This is a genomic window from Brevibacillus sp. MCWH (genome assembly GCF_013096935.1).
Lineage (GTDB): Bacteria > Bacillota > Bacilli > Brevibacillales > Brevibacillaceae > Brevibacillus > Brevibacillus aydinogluensis.
On the sequence record NZ_SDLF01000008.1, the window covers coordinates 109,529 to 128,658 of the forward strand.

Consider the following 19,130-nt stretch of genomic DNA (forward strand, 5'->3'; position numbering starts at 1 on the left):
TCAACCGATGGTAAAGCAGGTGTCGGCCCGTGAGATCAATCGCAAGCATTGTCGCGTTCGTCCTGTTGGGCCTGCTCAGCGCCGTGATTATCGGCTTTCGCAGCGACCTGCCGTTTGCATCGCTGGGATACGACGAGGAGCAGGAAGGGCTGAGCGAGCGCATTATCATCAAGTTCAGCCATGTGGTAGCGGAAAATACGCCGAAGGGTCTGGCCGTGGATCGTTTTTCCCAACTGGTCAAGGATAAGTCCAATGGCCGGGTGGAAGTGCAGGTATTTCCCAACGGTATCCTCCACTCCGACCAGACGGAGATGGATGCGCTGCGGCGCGGCGACATCCAGATGATTGCTCCCGCCTTTTCCAATCTGGCCAACCGGATTCCGGCGTGGTCGGTGCTGGACCTGCCCTACGTGTTTCGCGATCAGCAGGATGTTGAGCAGGCGTTTCACGGGAAGATCGGCGGGATGCTGTTTGAGACGCTGGAGCCGCTGAACATGAAGGGACTGGCCTTTTGGAGCAACGGCTTCAAGCAGATGACCAGCAACAAACCGATCCGCACGCCGCAGGACTTCGCCGGCCAGCGCTTCCGGATCATTCAAAGCCCCGTGCTGGAAGCGCAGTTTCGCACGCTGGGGGCGACAGCCCAGGGGGCTCCGTTCAATGACGTCTACCGCAAGCTGGCGAACAACGAGGTGGACGGCCAGGAAAACACCATCTCCAACATCTACAGCAAGCGTCTCTACCAGGTGCAGAAATACATGACGGTCAGCAACCACGGCTATCTGGGATATGCCGTGATCATCAACAAATCGTTCTGGGAGAAGCTTCCCCCCGACGTACAGCGCGTGCTGACCGAGGCGTTGGAGGAGGCGACGGCCTACAGCGACCAAATCGCCGTCTCCATGAACGAGCAGCAGTGGAAGCAGTTGACCAAAGAGAGCAGCATGGAAATCCACGTGCTGACACCACAGGAGCAGGCCGTCTGGAGGGAGGCGCTGCAGCCGGTGTACAAATCATTTGCCCCGATGATCGGTTCGGCGTTAATGGACGAGATCAGCAAACTGCACAGGCAGCAGTAAACACGTTCGTTCCATCTCCCTGGCCCCGAGGAAATGCGTCTTCCCCGACAAAAAAGACAGGCCAAAACGGGGAAAGCACCGTCTTGGACTGTCTTCATGCACTCTCTTCACAGCGTCAGGCCAGGCGGCAGCTGGCTGCGTGGTTATTCCTGTTTCGTCGGCTGGACCGCTGTTCGCGTGGCGACAGGCTCGGCGCCGTCCGTTTCGCCGGACTCCACGTAGTGTTTGAGCATCGCCAGCTTGTTCTCCCAAAACCGCTCGTAATACGCAAGCCACTGCTTCACTGCGAGCAGCGGTTCCGGATCAAGCCGGTAGCGCGTCTCCCTGCCGACTTTCCTCCCTTTGACCAGGCCGGCTTCGGCCAAAATGCGCAGGTGTTTGGAAACGGCCGTCCGGCTCATCGGAAAGTGTCCGCTGATCACGGTGACCGGCAATTCCTGATCCCCCAGCAATTTCAGCAGCTGGCGGCGCGTGGGATCGGCAATTGCCTGAAAGACGTCATGTCTGGACGGCGCCGCAGCCATGTCAGCCCTCGACATACTTACCCAGTTTTTGGATAATGCCGGTCCAGCCCTGATTCATGCGGTCGCGCACGATCGTGTGCGGTTCGCCGAATTCCGTGACAGTATCGGGATTCCAGCCGGAGTGGATCAGCGTAAACTCCGTTTTCCCGCCGAGGTCTTTCAGTTCAAACGTAATGATCCAGTCTTTCCCCCAGTGAAACGACAGACGGTTGGGAGGGTCCACTTCCGTCACCTTGCAGGGGGACATGCCGAACGGACCGGCATTTATGTGAAACTCGTGACCGACCACTGGTTGAAAGTCGTTTGGCATGAACCATGCGGCCAGACCTTCCGCCGTGGCAACGGCTTCCCACACTTTCTGGATCGGTGCATGGAACACCTGGGTGTGTCGAATGTCCGGAATGGTTTGCGGGGTTTTGTTCTCCATCGTCGTACCTCCTGATATGTGTGCTTCCCTTTTTCCTGGGGCAAACCCGAGCGGAACTCTTGTACGCAATACGAAACCAAATGGTTTCCTTTTTGATTTTATGACACCTTTTGGTTTCATGTCAATCATAGGACCGAGATGGCTCCGATTGGTTGTTTCGCCCCGTTCACTTATATCTTGCTCGTTCCCCTGCTTTTACAGTCCCCGATTCGACAGCGCAGCGGCCCGGAGTTCAGTAGAGCAAAAGAGACGCTCTGCAGCGACCAGTCCACCTAGTTGTACGACTTCTCAAAAATCATAGTATTCCTGTATACTTAATCGTATATATATTGGACGCGGCCCGATTGTTAATGGTCGGTGAATGACGCAATTTTGAGAGAGGTGACAGCCACGATGTATGAACTGTTAAAAGAAGTGGGACGCGGCAAACGCGGCGCAAAAGACCTGACGTACGAACAGGCAACGATAGCGGCGGAACTGTTTCTCAACGGCAGCGCGACACCCGCACAGATGGGCGCGTTTCTGATGGCGGAGCGGATCAAATCGGAGTCGCTGGACGAATTGGCGGCGTTTGTGGAGGTGTTACGCCGGACCATGTCGCCCGTCTCGTTTCCGGACAGTCTCGATTGCGCCGGCCCCTACGACGGGCGGCGAAAATCGTTTATGGCCACGCTGCCTGCCGCCTTTGTACTGGCCGCTTGCGGGCAGCGGGTCACTCTGCACGGCAGTCCATCGCTGCCGCCCAAGTGGGGCATCACGCTGACGGACGTGTTAAAGACCGCAGGCGTATCCGTGGATGCCGCCGACAGGCAGGCGCTTTTGTCGGCTGCCGAGCGCAGCGGCGTCCTGATTGTCCCCACGGAAACGTGGTGTCCCGCGCTGCACAAGCTGCGCCCCCTGCGGCTGGAGCTCGGCGTCCGCACCCTGTTCAACACGGTGGAAAAGCTGCTGCGGCCAGCCGACTCTCCGTCCATGGCCATCGGCATCTTCCACGGCACGGTATTTGAAAAAGTGGCGGAACTGCTGCTCCGTCTCGGAGTGGAACGGGGAATCGTCGTGCAGGGCATGGAAGGCTCCGAAGACGTGTCCGCCGCCAAACCGAGCCGCGCCTTGATCGTGGAAAACGGCAGCTGTCGTCCCTTCGTCGTCGATCCGGCCTCGCTCGGCTTGCAGGCGGAAGCGCCGGATACCGACTGGACGCCGGAACTGCAGCGGCAGACGGCGGAAGCGGTGCTGAACGGAACAGCCGAACCTGCCTACCGCAACATGGTGCTCCTAAACAGTGCCCTGCGGCTGTGGATCACCGGGCGCGTCCCGAACTTGGATGAAGGTGTGGCCGCGGCCCGCCAGGCGCTAGATTCCCGAGAGGCTTGGGACCGGTACAGACAGTGGCTGGATGCAGCCGCACCATCCGCAGCACCCGCCGCTTCCGCTCGCGATGCAGGCCATATCGGCACCTGATGTCGAAAAAATTCCCCGCACCCATACAGCCCTTGGCTTGCCGGATTGGCGGGCCAAGGGCATTTTGCTTGTCTCCGCTCCCCGCATGCTCTGTGACCAAAAAGACCAAAACAACCAATATGACCGTATCATTTCCAATATTCCAGCAATTCTTTAGAATGCAAGTACAGAGAATGTAAAGCGCTTTCATTGTGCGTAAAAGGGAGGGGACTTATGCGTATTTTTAAAAACCTGACCGTGCAGGTCGTGATCGCCATTATCCTCGGTATTCTCGTCGGCCAGTTTGCGCCCAAGTTCGGGGCTGAACTGAAAGTGTTGGCAGACGTATTCGTCAAGTTGATCAAAATGGTCATCCCGCCGATCGTCTTCTTCACCGTCGTCAACGGCATCGCCGGCATGGGCGACATGAAGAAGGTGGGAAAAATCGGCGGCAAGGCGCTGATTTATTTTGAAATCGTTACCACAATCGCGCTGGCCATCGGCCTGGTCGTGGTCAACATCATCAAGCCGGGCGTCGGCTTTGACAAGACCGGCCTTAGCGGCGCTGACATCTCCAAGTACACGAAAGCGGCTGAGGAGACCAGTCACGGCTTTATCGACTTCCTCGTCGGAATCATTCCGGACAACGTGGTCAACGCCATGGCCAAAGGCGAACTGCTGCCCATCCTGTTCTTCGCCGTCCTGTTCGGCCTGTCGCTCGCAGCCATGGGCTCCGCCGCCCAGCCGGTGATCAACCTGTTTGACAAGCTGGCGCACGGATTCTTCGGCGTCGTCAACATGATCATGAGAGTCTCCCCGCTCGCCGCATTCGGAGCGATGGCCTACACCATCGGCACCTTTGGCCTCGACTCCCTGAAACGACTGGGCCTCTTGATGGGGTCGGTCTACATCACGATGTTTTTGTTCATCGTCGTGGTGCTGGGGCTGATTGCCCGCTTCTTCAACTTTAACATTTTCTCGTTTATCAAATACATTCGCGAAGAAATCCTGCTGGTGTTGGGCACTTCGTCGTCCGAATCGGCGCTGCCCCGCATGATGGAGCGTCTGGAAAAATACGGCTGTTCCAAATCGGTTGTCGGTCTGGTCGTGCCCACCGGATATTCGTTCAACCTGGACGGCACGTCCATTTACCTCTCCATGGCCGCTCTGTTCATCGCGCAGGCATACGGCGTCGACCTGTCCGTCTGGCAGCAGCTGACCCTGCTCGGCATTTTGATGCTCACGTCCAAAGGGGCAGCCGGCGTCACCGGCTCCGGTTTCATCACCCTGGCGGCAACGCTGGCCGCGTTCCCGATGATCCCGGTCGAGGGCATCGCGCTCCTGCTCGGTGTCGACCGCTTTATGTCGGAAGCCCGTGCCATCACCAACCTGATCGGCAACGGCGTGGCTGCGGTGGTCATCGCCAAGCACGAGAACGAGTTTCATCCGCCTGCCCTGTCGGACGAAAAATCGCCGGCCATTTCGGCATAACGGGCGCCGCTGCGTTCAATCAGCACTGAAACCTCCCGTTTTCGGGAGGTTTCAGACTGAAGACAAACGGTTCATTGAGTTAGCGTCCACAAAAAATGATTTCCAGGCCGAAAGGCGTGCCTATTCATCAACCAAAGCGAAAAGACAATGGGCATCGCATGGCGGGATGGGCCAAGCGAGCTCCTTTGACGACCGACTCAGTGAAAAAACGAAGACGCGGGAATCAACAGGGGACACAAGTCTCACTTCCTCGAAATACCCAGATGTTTGTCCCCTGCCCGCGTCTCGTTTTGGAGCCGACTTCATCCGCTTCTGTGCTGGGCGTCAAGCGAGCGAGCGGGCCCGATCTCTCATGCGCTGCGGACGAGTGGTCAAAGGCGTATTCGTCAGAACAGCAGCGACAGCAGTTCCTCACGCGACCATTTTCCGAAAAACGGCTCGATGTCGATGCCAGCAAGCACATCCGCCACCGCTTGCTTGTCGTATGGCACGCCGCGAAGCACGGCCTCGATTTCCGACACGTCCCTCATTCCGAAGAAGTCCCCGTAGATTTTGGCTTCCTTGATGCGCCCCTTCTCGATCTCCAACCGCACCTCCACCGTCCCGATGTCAAACCGGCGGGACTGCCGGAAGTTGCTTTTCGGCGATTTTCCGTAATTCCACTCCCAGCTCTGGTAGCGGGAACGGGACAGCTCGTGGATGTTCGCCCAATCCTCGTCGGTGAGCGGATATTCCTCCACCGGTTTGCCGTCGAAGATAAAGACGAGCAGCTCCTGCTTGAACTCTTCGATCGTCATCGGGCTGGGCAGAAATTCCGAAATGTTGGCGACCCGGCTGCGAATCGACTTGATCCCTTTTGACTGGATTTTTAGGGGATTCACGTTCAGCGCGGAGACGACACGCTCCAGGTCGGAGTCAAACAGCAGCGTGCCGTGGCTGAACATGCGTCCTTTGGCGGCGTACTGGGCGTTGCCGGAAATTTTCCGCTCGCCCACCTGGATGTCGTTGCGGCCCGTCAGCTCCGCGTCGACGCCCATCTGGCGCAGAGCGCGAACGACCGGATCGGTAAACTTGCGGAAGTTGTGAAAGGACTCCCCGTCGTCATTGGTAATAAAACTGAAGTTGAGGTTGCCGAGGTCGTGATAGACGGCGCCGCCTCCCGACAGCCGGCGCACCACGTGAATCCCGTGTTCGTTGACGTAGTCGGCATTGATCTCTTCGATCGTATTCTGGTTTTTCCCAATGATGATGGACGGTTCGTTGATGTAAAACAACAGGTAATCTTCATCGGCAGGCAGGTGCTTTAAGGCGTATTCCTCGATTGCCAGGTTGATGCGGGGATCGGTGATTCCTCGATTGTCGATGAATTTCATGTGCGTTCCTCCTTTGCGGACTGATGACTGTCAGCTTGTCCGAGCAACAGTATGACAAACGTCCACTTGCCGCACAACACATCCCCCCAGCCCCCTTTTGTTGTGGGTGGTCGTGCTGTCGGCGTCAATCTGGCGGTGGACGTCGCAGTTACAGCGATGACGGCAGCCATAATGCAGGCACCCGGTGTGTCGGACGCCATTATCACCGACGCCATGTTGAATGTCAACAGACAGATGGGGGCGGTCAGGAGATCAGCTTCAATCCGACCGCAGCGGCAAGGATGACGCCAATACACAGCACCCGACGCCAATCGGCAGACTCGCCGTACAGGACCATGCCCAGAATGGCGCCGCCTGCCGTGCCGATGCCGGTCCAGACCGCATAGGCCGTCCCCATCGGCAGGGTTTTCATCGCGAGGGAAAGGAACAAAAAGCTGGCTCCGAAACTGGCGAGCAGCAGGATCAGCGTCAGCCAGGTCCGATCGCGGTTCCATTTGTTGATCATCGCGACACCCGTCATCTCGAAAAGTCCAGCGGCGATTAGACAGAGCCAGGCCATTATGTCTCCCCTCCTTTCACGTTCTCTGCCGGTTTCTCATGGGTCACCAGCTTCAATCCGACGACACCCCCCAGCAGCAGCAGGATCAGGAGCACTTTCAACCACTGAAACGGCTCGCCGAAAAAGACGATGTCGGCCAATACCGTGCCGGCCGTGCCCATGCCGACAAAGACGGCGTATACGGTGCCCACCGGCAGCGTCTGACCAGCCCTGATCATCAGGAAAAAGCTGACGCCAATGGCCACAGCTGTTCCCAGCCACGTCCAAAGATCGTACGCGTGTTTCAGCCCGATCACCCACAGCACTTCGAACACAGCCGCGATAAACACCATGGCCCATTCTCTGTTCACGTCTCTCTCCTCCTATCCTCTCGTTTTTTCCAGCGCAGCAAAAAACCCGGGGGTATCGCCAGCACAACGATATCTCCCGGGCTTTTATCCCTCCGTGTCACAGCCAATGCCGCTGTGTGTTTTCTCTCGGACCAGACCAGCCAATGCTGCGGAACCCTAGAAAACAAGTGCTATTCCATTTGGTCGTACTGTATCACATCGGGACCGTGGGGTCAAGTGCGGAGGTGCTGGAGCGCTTCCGCCTGCCGGAGGATCCGCTTGGCCCGCTCCGCCACGGGGTAGTCGACCAGTTTTCCGTTGACAGAAATGGCGGCGCTGCCGGAAGCGAGCGCTTCGTCAAAGGCGGCGGCGACCGCTTTCGCCTCCGCTATTTCCTCCGCCGTCGGGGAAAACGCGTCATGGACAATCGGGATCTGGTCGGGATGGATCACCAGCTTGCCCTGAAAACCGAGCTGTCTCGCAAGGCGGGCATCATTTTGCAGTCCCTCCGCATCTTTGACGTCCACGAAAACGGCGTCAATCGGCGGTTCGATGCCGGCTGCCCGGGAGATCACCACCAACTGGGAGCGGGCAAACAAAAGTTCCGTTCCTTCCCGCGTCAACCGGGCGCCGATATCGAGGGCAAAGTCGACCGAACCGAACGCCAGCCGCTTCACCCTGGCGCTAGCCGAGGCGATGTCATAGGCGTGGTAGAGACCAGACGCCGTTTCAATCAGGGGGACGATCTCCATCGAGCCGCACGGCAGATTCCCGTGATTCTCCAGCTGCGTCAGGTGGGCTTCCACAGCCAGAATCTGCTGACGGTTTGCCGCTTTTGGCAAAACGATTCCCGTCAGTCCGTGCCCGATCATGCCGTATAGGTCGTCCAGGTAAAACGGCGTGGTCGGGTCATTCACCCGCACGTATTGGGGACGGCTGCCGTTTTCTTGTACCGCCTGGCGCACCATGTCCCGTGCGCTCGCTTTTTCCTGAAGCGGCACGGCGTCTTCCAAATCGTAAATGATCACGTCAGCCGCCAGCTCCCTCACCTTTTCCAGCCGCCGCCGGTTGTTGCCCGGCACAAACATCCACGAACGAACCAGCATCATCTTCCGCCCCCTCCCCACTCTTCCCGGTACTGTTCCACGCCCTGCCGGTACAGGTCATTGCCGTACATATCGTTGATCACCACGGCCGGAAACTGCTCGATCACCAGCTTGCGCACCGCTTCCGGGCCGAGGTCTTCGTAGGCCACCAGCTCCTGCACCTTTATTGCTTTCGCCAGCAGCGCGCCCGCGCCGCCTACCGCCGCAAAGTAAACCGCCTTGTGTTTCGCCATCGCCTCTTTTACTTCCTGATTGCGATAGCCTTTGCCGATCATCCCTTTTAACCCCAGCGCGAGCAGCCTGGGCGCGTATTTGTCCATGCGGCCGCTCGTCGTCGGGCCGGCCGAGCCGACCACCTGCCCCGGTTTGGCCGGAGTTGGACCGACGTAGTAGATCACCTGCCCGCTGACGTCAAACGGGAGCGGCTCTCCGCGATCCAACGCTTCGATCATGCGCTTGTGGGCGGCGTCCCGCGCCGCGTAGACCACGCCGCTGATCAGCACCCGGTCGCCCGCCCGCAGGCTGGCCACCGCCTCATCCGTCAACGGGGCAGTAATGTGTTTGACTGCCATCGTGTTGCTCCTCCTCCCGGTTGGCTATCTTGCTCCGTTTCACAGTACGGCTTCCTTGTGCCGGCTGGCGTGGCAGTTGATGTTGACGGCAACGGGCAGGGAGGCGATGTGACAGGGGTAAATCTCGATCTTGACGTCCAGTACCGTCGTCCGGCCGCCCATTCCCTGCGGGCCGATTCCCAGTTTGTTGCACATCTCCACCAGTTCCTCCTCCAGTACGGCGATTTCCGGCCGGGGGCTGCGCTCGCCGATGGGCCGAAACAGAGACTTCTTCGCCAGGTAGGCCGCCTTTTCAAATGTTCCGCCGATGCCCACGCCGACGACCATCGGCGGGCAGGCGTTGGGACCCGCGTTCCGCGCCGTCTCCAGTACAAACGCTTTGACCCCCTCCACCCCATCGGACGGCTTCAGCATTTTGAGCGCGCTCATGTTTTCGCTGCCGCCGCCCTTGGCGGAGAAGTGGATGGTCAGTTTGTCGCCCGGCACCAGTTCCACGTGCGTGACGGCGGGAGCGTTGTCTCCTGTATTGACCCGTTCCAGCGGGTGACCGACGATGGAACTGCGCAGATACCCCTCTCTGTATCCCTTGCGCACCCCGTCGTTGATCGCGTCGTACAGGCTGCCGCCGACGATCCGGCAGTCCTGCCCCACTTCCACGAGAAAGACGGCAACGCCGGTATCCTGGCACATCGGCACCCGTTCCCGGGCGGCGATCTGTGCGTTTTCCATCAACTGTGACAGCACGTCCCGGCCTGTCTCCGACACTTCCGAACGAAGCGCCTGCCGGAACGCCTGGACGACATCCGCGCCGAGGTCGTAGTTGGCCCGCTGGCACATGTCAGCCACTGCCTCCACAATGGCGTCATACTTGATTTCTCTCATGAGAAAAACCACCTCTTCCAGGCATGCCGGTTGGCATCCCGATTTACTTCAGCCAGGGCCGTGGTCAGCGGAATCCCTTTGGGGCAGACCTGGACGCAGTTTTGCGATTGGCCGCAGTTGGCGATCCCCCCGTCGCTGATCGCTGCGTCCAGGCGCTGTTCCTTCATCATCGCCCCGGTGGGATGGGCGTTGAAATAGCGGATCTGCGCCATCGCCTGCGGCCCGAGATAGGGGGAGCGGTCGTTGACGTTCGGACAAGCCTCCAGACAGCAGCCGCAGGTCATGCAGGTGGCATACGCGTACAGCTCCTGCTGTTGCTCCTGCGAGACACGCGGTCCCGGGCCCAGGGCGTGGGTGCCGTCGATTGCGATCCAGCCCTTGATGCTCTGCAGCGCGTCAAACATTCGCTTGCGGTTCACCGCCAGGTCTTTTTCGACGGGAAACGTGGCCATCGGCTCCAGGCAGATCGGCTGTTCCAGCTTGTCGACCAAAGCGGAGCACGCCTGCCTGACCCTGCCGTTGATCACCATGCTGCACGCTCCGCACACCTCTTCCAGACAGTTGGACTCCCAGACGACGGCCCTCACTTGTCGGCCCGCCGCATTCACCGGGTTCTTTTGAATCTCCATCAACGCGGCGATCACGTTCATGTTCGGCCGGTACGGGACGACAAACTCCTCCCAGTACGGTTCGCCGTCCGGCTGGTCCTGCCGCTTTACCTTCATCTGCACCGTGTTCATCCCGGCACCCTCCTCTCTAAGCCTGTTGACGGGCGGCCGCGGAGCCCCGGTCGGATGCCCGGTCCGCCGCTTCCTTCACGATGTCATAGCGCCGGGGGCGCGGCTGGATGTAGGCGAGATCGACCGGTTCGTAGCGGAAAAGCGGCCCCTCCGGCGTGTAAATGGCGAGCGTTGTCTTCAGCCAGTTGGCGTCGTCGCGCTCGGGAAACTCCGGCTTGTAATGAGCGCCCCTGCTCTCGTTGCGGTGGAGCGCTCCCAGCGTGATCACCCGGGCCAACTGCAGCATGTTCCACAACTGGCGGACAAACGTCACCGTCCGGTTGTACCAGTCGGAGGTATCGTCCACGCCGATCTTCTGCCAGCGCTCCAGCAGCTCCTGCAGCTTCTCGTCCGTTTTTTGCAGGCGGTCGTTGTAGCGGACCACGGTTACGTTGTCCACCATCCAGTCGCTCATCTCCACATAGAGCTGGTACGGGTTCTCGTAGCCGTCCATCCGGCAGATGCGCTCCATGTACGCTTCCTGTCGCCTGCGCTCGGCGGCGAACAGGTTGGGCGACAGGTCCTGGGCCGACTTCTTCAGGCCGCGGACGTACTCGACCGCTTTCGGCCCCGCCACCATCCCGCCGTAGATCGCCGACACCAGCGAATTGGCCCCCAGCCGGTTGGCGCCGTGGTATTGAAATTCGCACTCGCCGCAGGCGAACAGGCCGGGGATGTTGGTCATCTGGTTGTAATCCACCCACAGACCGCCCATGGAGTAGTGCATCGCGGGGAAAATCTTCATCGGCACCTTGCGCGGATCGTCGCCGACAAACTTCTCGTAGATGCTGAGAATGCCGCCCAGCTTCTGCTCCAACTGCCGCTTTGGCAGGTGGGACACGTCGAGGTAGACCATGTTCTCTCCGTTGATGCCCAGTTTCAGGTCGACGCAGACGTGGAAAATCTCCCGCGTGGCGATGTCCCGCGGCACCAGGTTGCCGTATGCCGGGTACTTTTCCTCCAGAAAGTACCACGGCTTGCCGTCCTTGTAGACCCAGATGCGCCCTCCCTCCCCGCGCGCCGATTCCGACATCAGCCGCAGCTTGTCGTCGCCGGGGATGGCGGTCGGATGAATCTGGATGAACTCGCCGTTGGCGTAATGCACCCCCTGCTGGTAGGCGATGCTGTGGGCACTGCCGGTGTTGATCAGCGAGTTGGTGCTCTTCCGGAAAATCATCCCGATGCCGCCGGTCGCCAGGATTACCGCATCGGCGGGGAACTCCTTGATCTCCATCGACTTGAGATCCTGAGCGACGATGCCTCGACAGACCCCTTCGTCATCGAGGATGAGGGAAAGCATTTCCCAATATTCAAACTTTTCCACCCGCCCTTCCGATTCGAAGCGGCGCACCTGCTCATCCAGGGCGTAGAGAATCTGCTGGCCGGTGGTGGCGCCGGCAAAGGCGGTGCGGGAATACTTGGCCCCGCCGAGCCGGCGGAAGTCGATCAGCCCTTCCGGCGTGCGGTTGAATGGCACACCCATCCGGTCCAAGAGGTAGATGATCTCCGGTGCCGCCTCGCACATCGCTTTAACCGGCGGCTGATGGGCCAAAAAGTCTCCCCCGTAAATCGTGTCGTCAAAGTGTTCCCAGGCGGAGTCGCCTTCCCCTTTCGTATTCACCGCGCCGTTGATGCCCCCCTGCGCGCAGACGGAGTGGGAGCGGCGGACCGGCACGACAGAAAAGAGCTTGACCGTTCCTCCCGCTTCCGCAATCTTGATCACGCTCATCAGGCCGGCCAGTCCGCCGCCGACGACGATGATGCTTTCGTTCATGACACATCCTCCCTTCTTACCAAAATGCGATCAGCGCCCCTACCCCGACGCCGCACAGGCCGGCGAACAAGAGCGTACGCAGGACCGAGGAAATCCGCTGCCCCCGCGGGCCGACGGTGATTCCCCAGGTAATCAAACCGGTCCACAATCCGTTGGAAAAGTGAAACGTGGTGGCGATTACACCCAGCACGTAAAAGGCAAAAATGAACGGGTTTTGCAGATGGGCCTGGACAGCCTCGTAGTTGACGGGCGCATCAAACAGCAGGCTGGAGAGGCGAAACGCCCAAATGTGGTAGAGCACAAACACCAGCGTGATCCCCCCGCTCACCCGCTGCGCGACGAACAGCCAGTTCTGCCGGTAGGCATAGCGGTACGGATTGACTTTCGCCATCATCCCGATGTAGATGCCGTACACCGCGTGATACAAGAGCGGCAGCGCGATGAACAGCACCTCGACGACCGGCAGAAAGGGGATGCCCGACAACGTCTGGACATGCCGGTCGTACGCCTCCTGTCCCATCAAGGCGATGGCGTTGGAGTAGAGGTGTTCCAGCAAAAACAGGCCGAGCGGCACAAGTCCGGTCAGGGAGTGCAGCCGGGCGAGAAAGAAGCGGCGGGTGGACAGTTCGTTCACGACACGCGGCTCCTTTCGTCCCAAAATCGGCCGACGTCCGCGATCGTTTCCAGGTGCAGGATCGTCTCCAGGTAGCTTCGCCTTGTGTCCTCGGGCAAATGGGCGGCCAGGTCGTGGAACTTATCCGTCAATTCCGCAGCCGTCACCGGGTTTTCCGGGTCCCCCTTCGGGTAATCAGCCACGAGGCGCAGCACTTCTCCCGCCACTGTCTCCGCTTCCATGCTGGATCCCCACCGCTCCGGATAAGCGGCATCCACGTCGGGGTCAAGCGTCAGCTCCACCCGCTCCATCAGTAAGCGGACTGCCGGATCGTGCAGCGTCTCCCCGCTGAAGTCGGCCAGTCCCGCCCTGCCCTTGACGAGGGCGAGCGCGACGCAGAACTGCAGGCTGAACTTGGCCGCGTACACGGTCTGCGGGTCGGGATTGTCGGTGATCGCCAGCACCGACCGATAGCCGCCCACCCGGATTCGGCGCAACTCCTCCGTACGGATGCCGGACTGTTGACGCAGCTTGAGGGCGAGATCGACGGCGGGATGGGTGTGGCGGCAGGAAGCGTGAATCTTGAATGAATTTTCTGTAATTTTGAAATGCTCCCCCAGCCGGTCGGTAATCCGCGACTCGTCAACGGTTTCCGCCATCGCCCGGAAAAAGCCGCGCTCCCCTTCGAGGATGCGGGAGGGGCCGGTAAACCCTTTTTGCGCCAACAGGGCGGCCAAAAGCCCGTTCATCGCCGCTTTGCCGGTGTGAAGCTGTTTGGACATCGCACCGTCGACGATAAACTCCCACAGTCCCGCCGCCTGCGTCCCCGCATTGCCCAGCGCGTGGACGATCTGCTCCTCGTCCAGTCGAAGCAGGGAGGCCGCTGCCGCTGCTGCGCCAAACGTGCCGCAGGTGGCGGTGTTGTGCCAGAAACGGTAGTGAGACGGGCTGACCGCCTCGCCGACGCGGAAACAGACGTCGTAGCCGACCGCGACCGCCGCGATCAGTTCTTTGCCGCTTCTGTTCAGCCACTCGGCAACGGCCAGCGCCGCCGGGATGACGACGGTGGCGGCGTGAATGATCGACTGCTTGTGGATGTCGTCCAGTTCAACGACGTGAGAGGCGGCTCCGTTGACCAGTGCCGCGTTGGCGACCGACGACCTGCCGCCGGTGACCAGCGTCGCCTGTCCGCTCCCCCCCAACTCCCTCGCCAGCTCGTCAATCATCCGCACCGGCGGTTTGGCCGCGCCGGCCAGCGCGGAGCCGAGCCAGTCCAGGATGCACAGTTTGGTGAACGCCACCGTCTCCGCCGGCAGGTCTTCATAGCGGGTCCAGGCGATAAAACCGGCCAGTTGTCTGCTCAGTGACATTTACTTCGCCTCCTTTGCCGCCAATACGGATTGCAGGACCTCGATCAAATCATCGTATCGCTCCACCACGTGGGCCCCCGCCTCCCGCAACTTTTGCGCCTTGCCGGACGGGCGTCCCACATTGCCGGAGATCAGTGCCCCGGCATGGCCGAACACCGTTCCCTCCGGCATCCGCTCTGTAAACCGCCCGGCGATGAAGGAAATCAGCGGTTTGCGAAAGCCGCCGCTTTTGACGAACTCGGCCGCCTCTTCCTCAAACGTCGTGCCCGGTTCGGAAAACGTCACGACCGCATGCGTATCCGGGTCTCGTTCGAACAATTCCAGCAGGTCGCGGATCGTCGTGCCGATCAGCGCGTCGCCGCCGATGCCCACGCTGGTGCTGACGCCAAATCCGGCCCGCTTTACCATCCACGACGTTTCCGCCGTCATCCCGCCGCTGCGGGAGATCACGCCGACATGCCCCGGCACGAAGCAGCGGTCGGGGTTGTCGCCGCCGATCGAGCCCAGCTTCACCCGGTCTTTCGGGTTGATCATGCCCACCGTGTTGGGGCCGATGATCCGGACGCCGTTCTGCCTGGCGAGGTGAAGCATCTTGACCGTGTCCAGCTGCGGAATGTTCTCCGTCGTCACCACGATCACCTTGATGCCGTTGTCGATCGCTTCCCGCACGGCATCCAGCGCAAAGGCGGGCGGCACGACAACCAGGCTGGTGTCCGCCTGATGGGCGTCAACCGCTTCCCGCACCGTGTTGTACACGGGAACCCCGTGCACGTGCTGCCCCTTTTTCCCCGGCGTCACCCCGGCCACAACGTTGGTGCCGTAATCGAGCGTGTGGCGGGTCACCATCGTCGCTTCCCGCCCGGTGATTCCCTGGATGACAATGCGCGAGCGCTTGTCTATCAAAATGGCCATACTCTCTCCCCCTCGTTTTCCCGTTTTACGCGTACAAGTCCGGATAGGCGGACTGCATACGCGCGATCATCGCAGCTGCCGCTTCGCAAATCGTCACCTCTTCGCCGTAGTACTCCACGCCCGCCTCGGTAAATATCTGTCTGCCCAGCGCGTCGTTGACGCCCGCTTCCCGCACGACGACGGGAAACGTCCGGGGATCGATGCCCATGTCGGCCAACGCGCGTACGATCCCCCGGGCCATTACGTCGATCTGCGTGTTGTTGGTGATGTTGTGGGCGACAAACAGCCCTTTGACGCCGGGCTTGGAGAGGATTCCTCTGGTCAGGCCGTACACTTTTTCTTCCGGGGGATTGCCACCCGTTTCCGAGTAGTTGGCCGGCCGGCCGCCCAGGTCGACCAGCGCGTCAAAGCTGAGCAGGCTGCCCCCGCCGCCGCCGCACATGAAGCCGATATCCCCGCCGTCCATCTCCGTGTAGCGGGCGGTCCCCCGGTAATCGGCGTCATTCACGGCGATCATTCGCTTTTCCAGCTCCGTCAGCGGACGCCACGCCCGTTCGCCGCCCACTTCGACCAGCCCCTCCAGCCCCTTCTGCCGAAACATCGCGGCGTCGTCGACGGCCATCACCGATGCGGCGGCCACCAGCGAGCCCTGTGCGGTGACGGCGAGCGGATTGATCTCCAGCAGTTGGCAGTCGTAGCGGAGAAAAGCGGCGTACAGCCTGGCGAGGACGTCGCTCGCCTGCAGCAGTTCCCTGCCGTTTAAGCCGAGGCGGCTCCACACCTCTCTCGTCTTGTAGTCGGCCAGCCCCGTCAGCGGATCGACGTGCTCGATCACCACCTTGTCGGGATGCTCGGCCACCAGCTCTTCCACCTCCACGCCCCCTTCGGTCGAGGCGATGATCACCGGCAGTTGTTTCTGCTTGTCAATGGTGATGGAGACGTACAGTTCCTTGGCAATCTCCAGCATTTCCTCGACCAGGATCTTGTCGACCGGAAAGTGGCTGACCGTCATGCCCAAAAGTTCCCGGGCCCGCTCTCTCGCTTCTTCCGGCGTCTTTGCAAAGGTGACGGCCCCCGCCTTGCCCCGCTTCCCGACCGGGACCAGCGCTTTCAGCACCACCGGCTTGCCGAATCGTTTGGCGATTGCTTCCGCCTCCGCGGCGGTGTCCGCCACCCAGTGTTCCGGCGTCGGGACGCCAACCTGACGAATCAACCGTTTGCTGTGATGTTCCAAAACCTTTCCCATTACAAGCTCCTCCTCTGGCTCAACTCGGATATTGGATATTGGATCCAATGCAAAGAAAAATTGTGAAGGATTGAAAAAACAATCCCCACACATGTATCGCTCGGTTACTCGTCCTGCGCCAGGTGTTCCTTAAACGCTTCCCCCGTACGCAAGATGTGTTTGCGGATCACTTCGGACAGCCGCTTGGCATCACCTGATTCGATCAGCTCCAGCATCTCCTTGTGCTCGGCCTGCGACCGCTCCATCTGCCCCGGCAGCATGCCGGGCGTGTGCGGCGGAAAGCCGTGCCACAGCATCTCCAGGATCATGTGCGCCCTGCGCCAGCGACATCCCTTGCGGATCAAACGGTGAAATTCGGCGTTTTTCGCGATGAACTGCTCCGCGTCCTCCCGTTTGACGGCCTGCTCCATCTCTTCGACCAACTGCCCAAGCATCCGTTTGTCGTCATCGGTCAGATGGGGCAGGGAGCGTTCCACCGCGATCGCTTCCAGCACCGAGCGCAGATAGTAAATCTCTTCGATGTCATCGGATGTCACCGGTGTCACGATGGCTCCCTTGTGCGGCTCCAGCGTGACCAGCCCCTCTTTTTCCAGTTGGCGCAGCGCCTCCCGGACCGGCATCCGGCTGACGCCCATGGCTTCGGCCAGCTCCTCCTGCACGAGCCGTTCCCCCGGCTGAAACTCCCGCCTGAGAATCGCTTCCCTTAGACGGGAGACGACCCGCTCAAGCAGCGTGGAACGGTCATGTAATCGCAAGTGGCTTCGCTTCATGGGTGTATCCTCCTGACAATCGTGTGCTTTTCCCGTACGCCTGTTGGCAACTATCTCCCATTTTTACAGAATCGGCCGCTTCCAGTCAATTCCCGCTCAGTTGGCCATCTGCACCGGCAGCCAGAGTGAGAGCTGCGGCCAGACGACAATGACGACCAGGACGAGGATCATCAGGGCGATAAACGGCATGATCCCCCTGACCACCTCTTCCAGCTTGGCCCTGGCGATGCCGCTGACCACAAACAGGTTCAGGCCGACAGGAGGCGTCACCATCCCCAATTCCATGTTTACGGTCATGATGATTGCAAAGTGAATGACGTCGATCCCCAGCAGCTTTAAAATCGGCAGGAAGATCGGCAGGGTGATCAGGATGATGGAGGTCGGCTCCAGGAACATGCCCATGATGAAGAACAGGATGTTGCACGCGATCAAAAACGTCCATTTGTTGATGTCGCCTTCCATGATCCAGGCGGCGATGTTTTGCGGAACCTGCTCATTGGTCAGGTACAGGCCGAAGACGGTGGCGCCGGCGATGATGAAGAACACCATCGAACTGGTGTTGACCGTCTCCCGCAGGATCGTCCGCGCGTCCTTCCACGTGATCTGGCGGTAGACGAACACGGCGACGAGCAGGGAGTAGACGCAGGCGACCACGGAGGCTTCCGTCGGCGTCGCGATCCCCTTGTAGATGGAGCCGAGGATCAAGAGCGGCAGCAGTGCGGCGGGAAGCGCCCTGACACTCAAGACGAAGCGGTCGTGCCAGCTCGCTTTCGGCAGGCGGCCGAAGTTTTTCCAGCGGGCGTACACGATGGCCACCACCACGAGGACGGCAGTCAGAAACAGTCCCGGCAAAAACCCGGCCATAAACAGCTTGCCGATCGACTCCTCGGCCACCGTTCCGTACACGATCAGCGGAATGGACGGCGGGATGAGAATCCCCAGCGTGCCGGAGGCGGCCACGAGGCCCATCGCGTATCGCTTGCTGTACCCGGCCTCCACCATTCCCGGGATCATGATCGCTCCGATGGCGGCGGCGGTCGCCGGACTGGAACCGGAGATGGCGGCAAAGACCGCACAGGCGAGAACGGTGACGACGGACAGCCCGCCGGAAAAATGGCCCACCCACGCCCTGAGCGCGTCGATCAGCGCTTTGGAGATGCCGCCGCGCGCCATCAGGACGCCGGCGAGAATAAAGCCGGGGATGGCCATCAGCGTGGAAACGTTGAGCGACGAAAAGATTTTTTGCGGCAGCACGTCCAGGTTGAACCCGCTGTCCATGAGCGCGAGCGCGGCCGACACCACCAGCGAGACCGCCACCGGAACCCGCAGGAGCAGCAGCAGAAAAAAGACGAGAAACACTATCCATTCCACTCGATCTTCACCTCTTGTTTCAGGCTGGCCAGCAGGTTGTCAAGGAATCGGTAGCCCAGCATCAGTCCGCTGAGCGGGATCACCAGATAGACGATCCAGAGGAAAATCCCCACATCGGTGGACTGCTGCTGCGTCTTCCAGTAGAGCGCCAGCAGTTTGCCGCCGAAAAAGATGAAACAGAGGCAGAAGAGAACGCCAAGCGCATTGGCAAACACGTTGCACGCCTTCTGGAGGGAGGAAGGCAGGCGGTCGTACAGGACGTCCACCTGGATGTGATGCCCTTCCCTCAAGGCAACCGCCGAGCCGATCAGCGTTCCCCAGACGACGAAGTAGGTGGAAATTTCGTCGACCCACGCTTTCGGGCTGTTAAACAAGTAGCGGCACACCACTCCATAGAAAATCAAGGCAACGCCGATCACGATCAGCGAGCCGGCGAGACAATCTTCAAAAGCAGCATACCGTTCCCGCCATTTGGACATCACTTTCAACCTCCCCGGTTTGGTTGGTTCCCCC

Annotated in this window: 20 protein-coding genes and 1 riboswitch; of the genes, 3 read left to right on the forward strand and 17 right to left on the reverse strand. The window is 60.2% G+C overall.

Annotated elements, in window-relative coordinates:
- Window positions 1–29 precede the first annotated feature (29 nt).
- The gene (locus ETC00_RS09740; RefSeq protein WP_171565804.1) at window positions 30–1,079 is read left to right on the forward strand and encodes a DctP family TRAP transporter solute-binding subunit; all 1,050 of its coding nucleotides are present in this window, start codon (window positions 30–32) and stop codon (window positions 1,077–1,079) included.
- A gap of 143 nt (window positions 1,080–1,222) precedes the next feature.
- Here the strand turns inward: ETC00_RS09740 and ETC00_RS09745 are convergent, their stop codons facing one another.
- The gene (locus ETC00_RS09745; RefSeq protein ID WP_171565805.1) at window positions 1,223–1,603 is read right to left on the reverse strand and encodes an ArsR/SmtB family transcription factor; all 381 of its coding nucleotides are present in this window, start codon (window positions 1,601–1,603) and stop codon (window positions 1,223–1,225) included.
- 1 nt (window position 1,604) lies between these two features.
- Window positions 1,605–2,030 (reverse strand): SRPBCC family protein, encoded by a 426-nt coding sequence (locus tag ETC00_RS09750; RefSeq protein ID WP_171565806.1) that lies wholly within the window; start codon window positions 2,028–2,030, stop codon window positions 1,605–1,607.
- Between the two features lie 393 nt (window positions 2,031–2,423).
- On the opposite strand from ETC00_RS09750, the gene ETC00_RS09755 reads away from it, so the two are divergent.
- The gene (locus ETC00_RS09755; protein WP_171565807.1) at window positions 2,424–3,491 is read left to right on the forward strand and encodes an anthranilate phosphoribosyltransferase; all 1,068 of its coding nucleotides are present in this window, start codon (window positions 2,424–2,426) and stop codon (window positions 3,489–3,491) included.
- 213 nt (window positions 3,492–3,704) lie between these two features.
- Entirely contained in the window at window positions 3,705–4,961 is a 1,257-nt protein-coding gene (locus ETC00_RS09760) for a dicarboxylate/amino acid:cation symporter (RefSeq protein WP_171565808.1), read from the forward strand.
- A 386-nt stretch (window positions 4,962–5,347) separates the two neighbouring features.
- Here the strand turns inward: ETC00_RS09760 and lplA are convergent, their stop codons facing one another.
- From lplA to ETC00_RS09835, 15 genes are all read right to left on the reverse strand, one after another.
- Window positions 5,348–6,334 (reverse strand): lipoate--protein ligase, encoded by a 987-nt coding sequence (gene lplA / locus ETC00_RS09765; protein WP_171565809.1) that lies wholly within the window; start codon window positions 6,332–6,334, stop codon window positions 5,348–5,350.
- A gap of 244 nt (window positions 6,335–6,578) precedes the next feature.
- Window positions 6,579–6,893 carry a DMT family transporter gene (locus tag ETC00_RS09770; RefSeq protein WP_171565810.1) on the reverse strand — a complete coding sequence of 105 codons (315 nt, stop codon included), beginning with the start codon at window positions 6,891–6,893 and terminating at the stop codon, window positions 6,579–6,581.
- Window positions 6,893–7,243 (reverse strand): DMT family transporter, encoded by a 351-nt coding sequence (locus ETC00_RS09775; RefSeq protein ID WP_311837789.1) that lies wholly within the window; start codon window positions 7,241–7,243, stop codon window positions 6,893–6,895. Before ETC00_RS09775 ends, ETC00_RS09770 begins: the two co-directional genes overlap by 1 nt.
- 71 nt (window positions 7,244–7,314) lie before the next feature.
- Window positions 7,315–7,414, reverse strand: a riboswitch (guanidine-I (ykkC/yxkD leader).
- 41 nt (window positions 7,415–7,455) lie between these two features.
- Complete coding sequence (locus tag ETC00_RS09780; protein WP_171565811.1) at window positions 7,456–8,331, reverse strand: HpcH/HpaI aldolase/citrate lyase family protein; 876 nt, start codon at window positions 8,329–8,331, stop codon at window positions 7,456–7,458.
- A complete protein-coding gene (locus ETC00_RS09785; RefSeq protein WP_171565812.1) occupies window positions 8,328–8,900 on the reverse strand; it encodes a Fe-S-containing hydro-lyase in 573 nt (190 codons plus the stop codon). Before ETC00_RS09785 ends, ETC00_RS09780 begins: the two co-directional genes overlap by 4 nt.
- A gap of 39 nt (window positions 8,901–8,939) precedes the next feature.
- Window positions 8,940–9,782 (reverse strand): fumarate hydratase, encoded by an 843-nt coding sequence (locus ETC00_RS09790; protein ID WP_171565813.1) that lies wholly within the window; start codon window positions 9,780–9,782, stop codon window positions 8,940–8,942.
- Window positions 9,779–10,522, reverse strand: coding sequence for a succinate dehydrogenase iron-sulfur subunit (gene sdhB, locus ETC00_RS09795; RefSeq protein ID WP_171565814.1), 744 nt, complete (start codon window positions 10,520–10,522; stop codon window positions 9,779–9,781). The genes ETC00_RS09790 and sdhB overlap by 4 nt, the downstream gene beginning before the upstream one ends.
- Window positions 10,523–10,538: 16 nt before the next feature.
- Window positions 10,539–12,335 carry a succinate dehydrogenase flavoprotein subunit gene (sdhA, locus tag ETC00_RS09800; RefSeq protein WP_171565815.1) on the reverse strand — a complete coding sequence of 599 codons (1,797 nt, stop codon included), beginning with the start codon at window positions 12,333–12,335 and terminating at the stop codon, window positions 10,539–10,541.
- A gap of 16 nt (window positions 12,336–12,351) precedes the next feature.
- On the reverse strand, window positions 12,352–12,969 hold the full coding sequence (locus ETC00_RS09805) for a succinate dehydrogenase cytochrome b558 subunit (RefSeq protein ID WP_171565816.1): 618 nt from the start codon (window positions 12,967–12,969) through the stop codon (window positions 12,352–12,354).
- Window positions 12,966–14,318, reverse strand: a complete 1,353-nt coding sequence (locus tag ETC00_RS09810; protein WP_171565817.1) for an MmgE/PrpD family protein — start codon at window positions 14,316–14,318, stop codon at window positions 12,966–12,968. Before ETC00_RS09810 ends, ETC00_RS09805 begins: the two co-directional genes overlap by 4 nt.
- Complete coding sequence (locus tag ETC00_RS09815) at window positions 14,319–15,230, reverse strand: succinate--CoA ligase subunit alpha (protein WP_171565818.1); 912 nt, start codon at window positions 15,228–15,230, stop codon at window positions 14,319–14,321. It abuts the gene before it with no gap.
- 25 nt (window positions 15,231–15,255) lie between these two features.
- Window positions 15,256–16,476 (reverse strand): succinate--CoA ligase subunit beta, encoded by a 1,221-nt coding sequence (locus ETC00_RS09820; RefSeq protein WP_171565819.1) that lies wholly within the window; start codon window positions 16,474–16,476, stop codon window positions 15,256–15,258.
- 104 nt (window positions 16,477–16,580) lie between these two features.
- Window positions 16,581–17,246, reverse strand: coding sequence for a GntR family transcriptional regulator (locus tag ETC00_RS09825; protein WP_171565820.1), 666 nt, complete (start codon window positions 17,244–17,246; stop codon window positions 16,581–16,583).
- Window positions 17,247–17,342: 96 nt separating this feature from the next.
- Window positions 17,343–18,617 (reverse strand): TRAP transporter large permease, encoded by a 1,275-nt coding sequence (locus ETC00_RS09830; RefSeq protein WP_171565821.1) that lies wholly within the window; start codon window positions 18,615–18,617, stop codon window positions 17,343–17,345.
- Window positions 18,605–19,096 (reverse strand): TRAP transporter small permease, encoded by a 492-nt coding sequence (locus ETC00_RS09835; protein ID WP_171565822.1) that lies wholly within the window; start codon window positions 19,094–19,096, stop codon window positions 18,605–18,607. The genes ETC00_RS09830 and ETC00_RS09835 overlap by 13 nt, the downstream gene beginning before the upstream one ends.
- Window positions 19,097–19,130 lie beyond the last annotated feature (34 nt).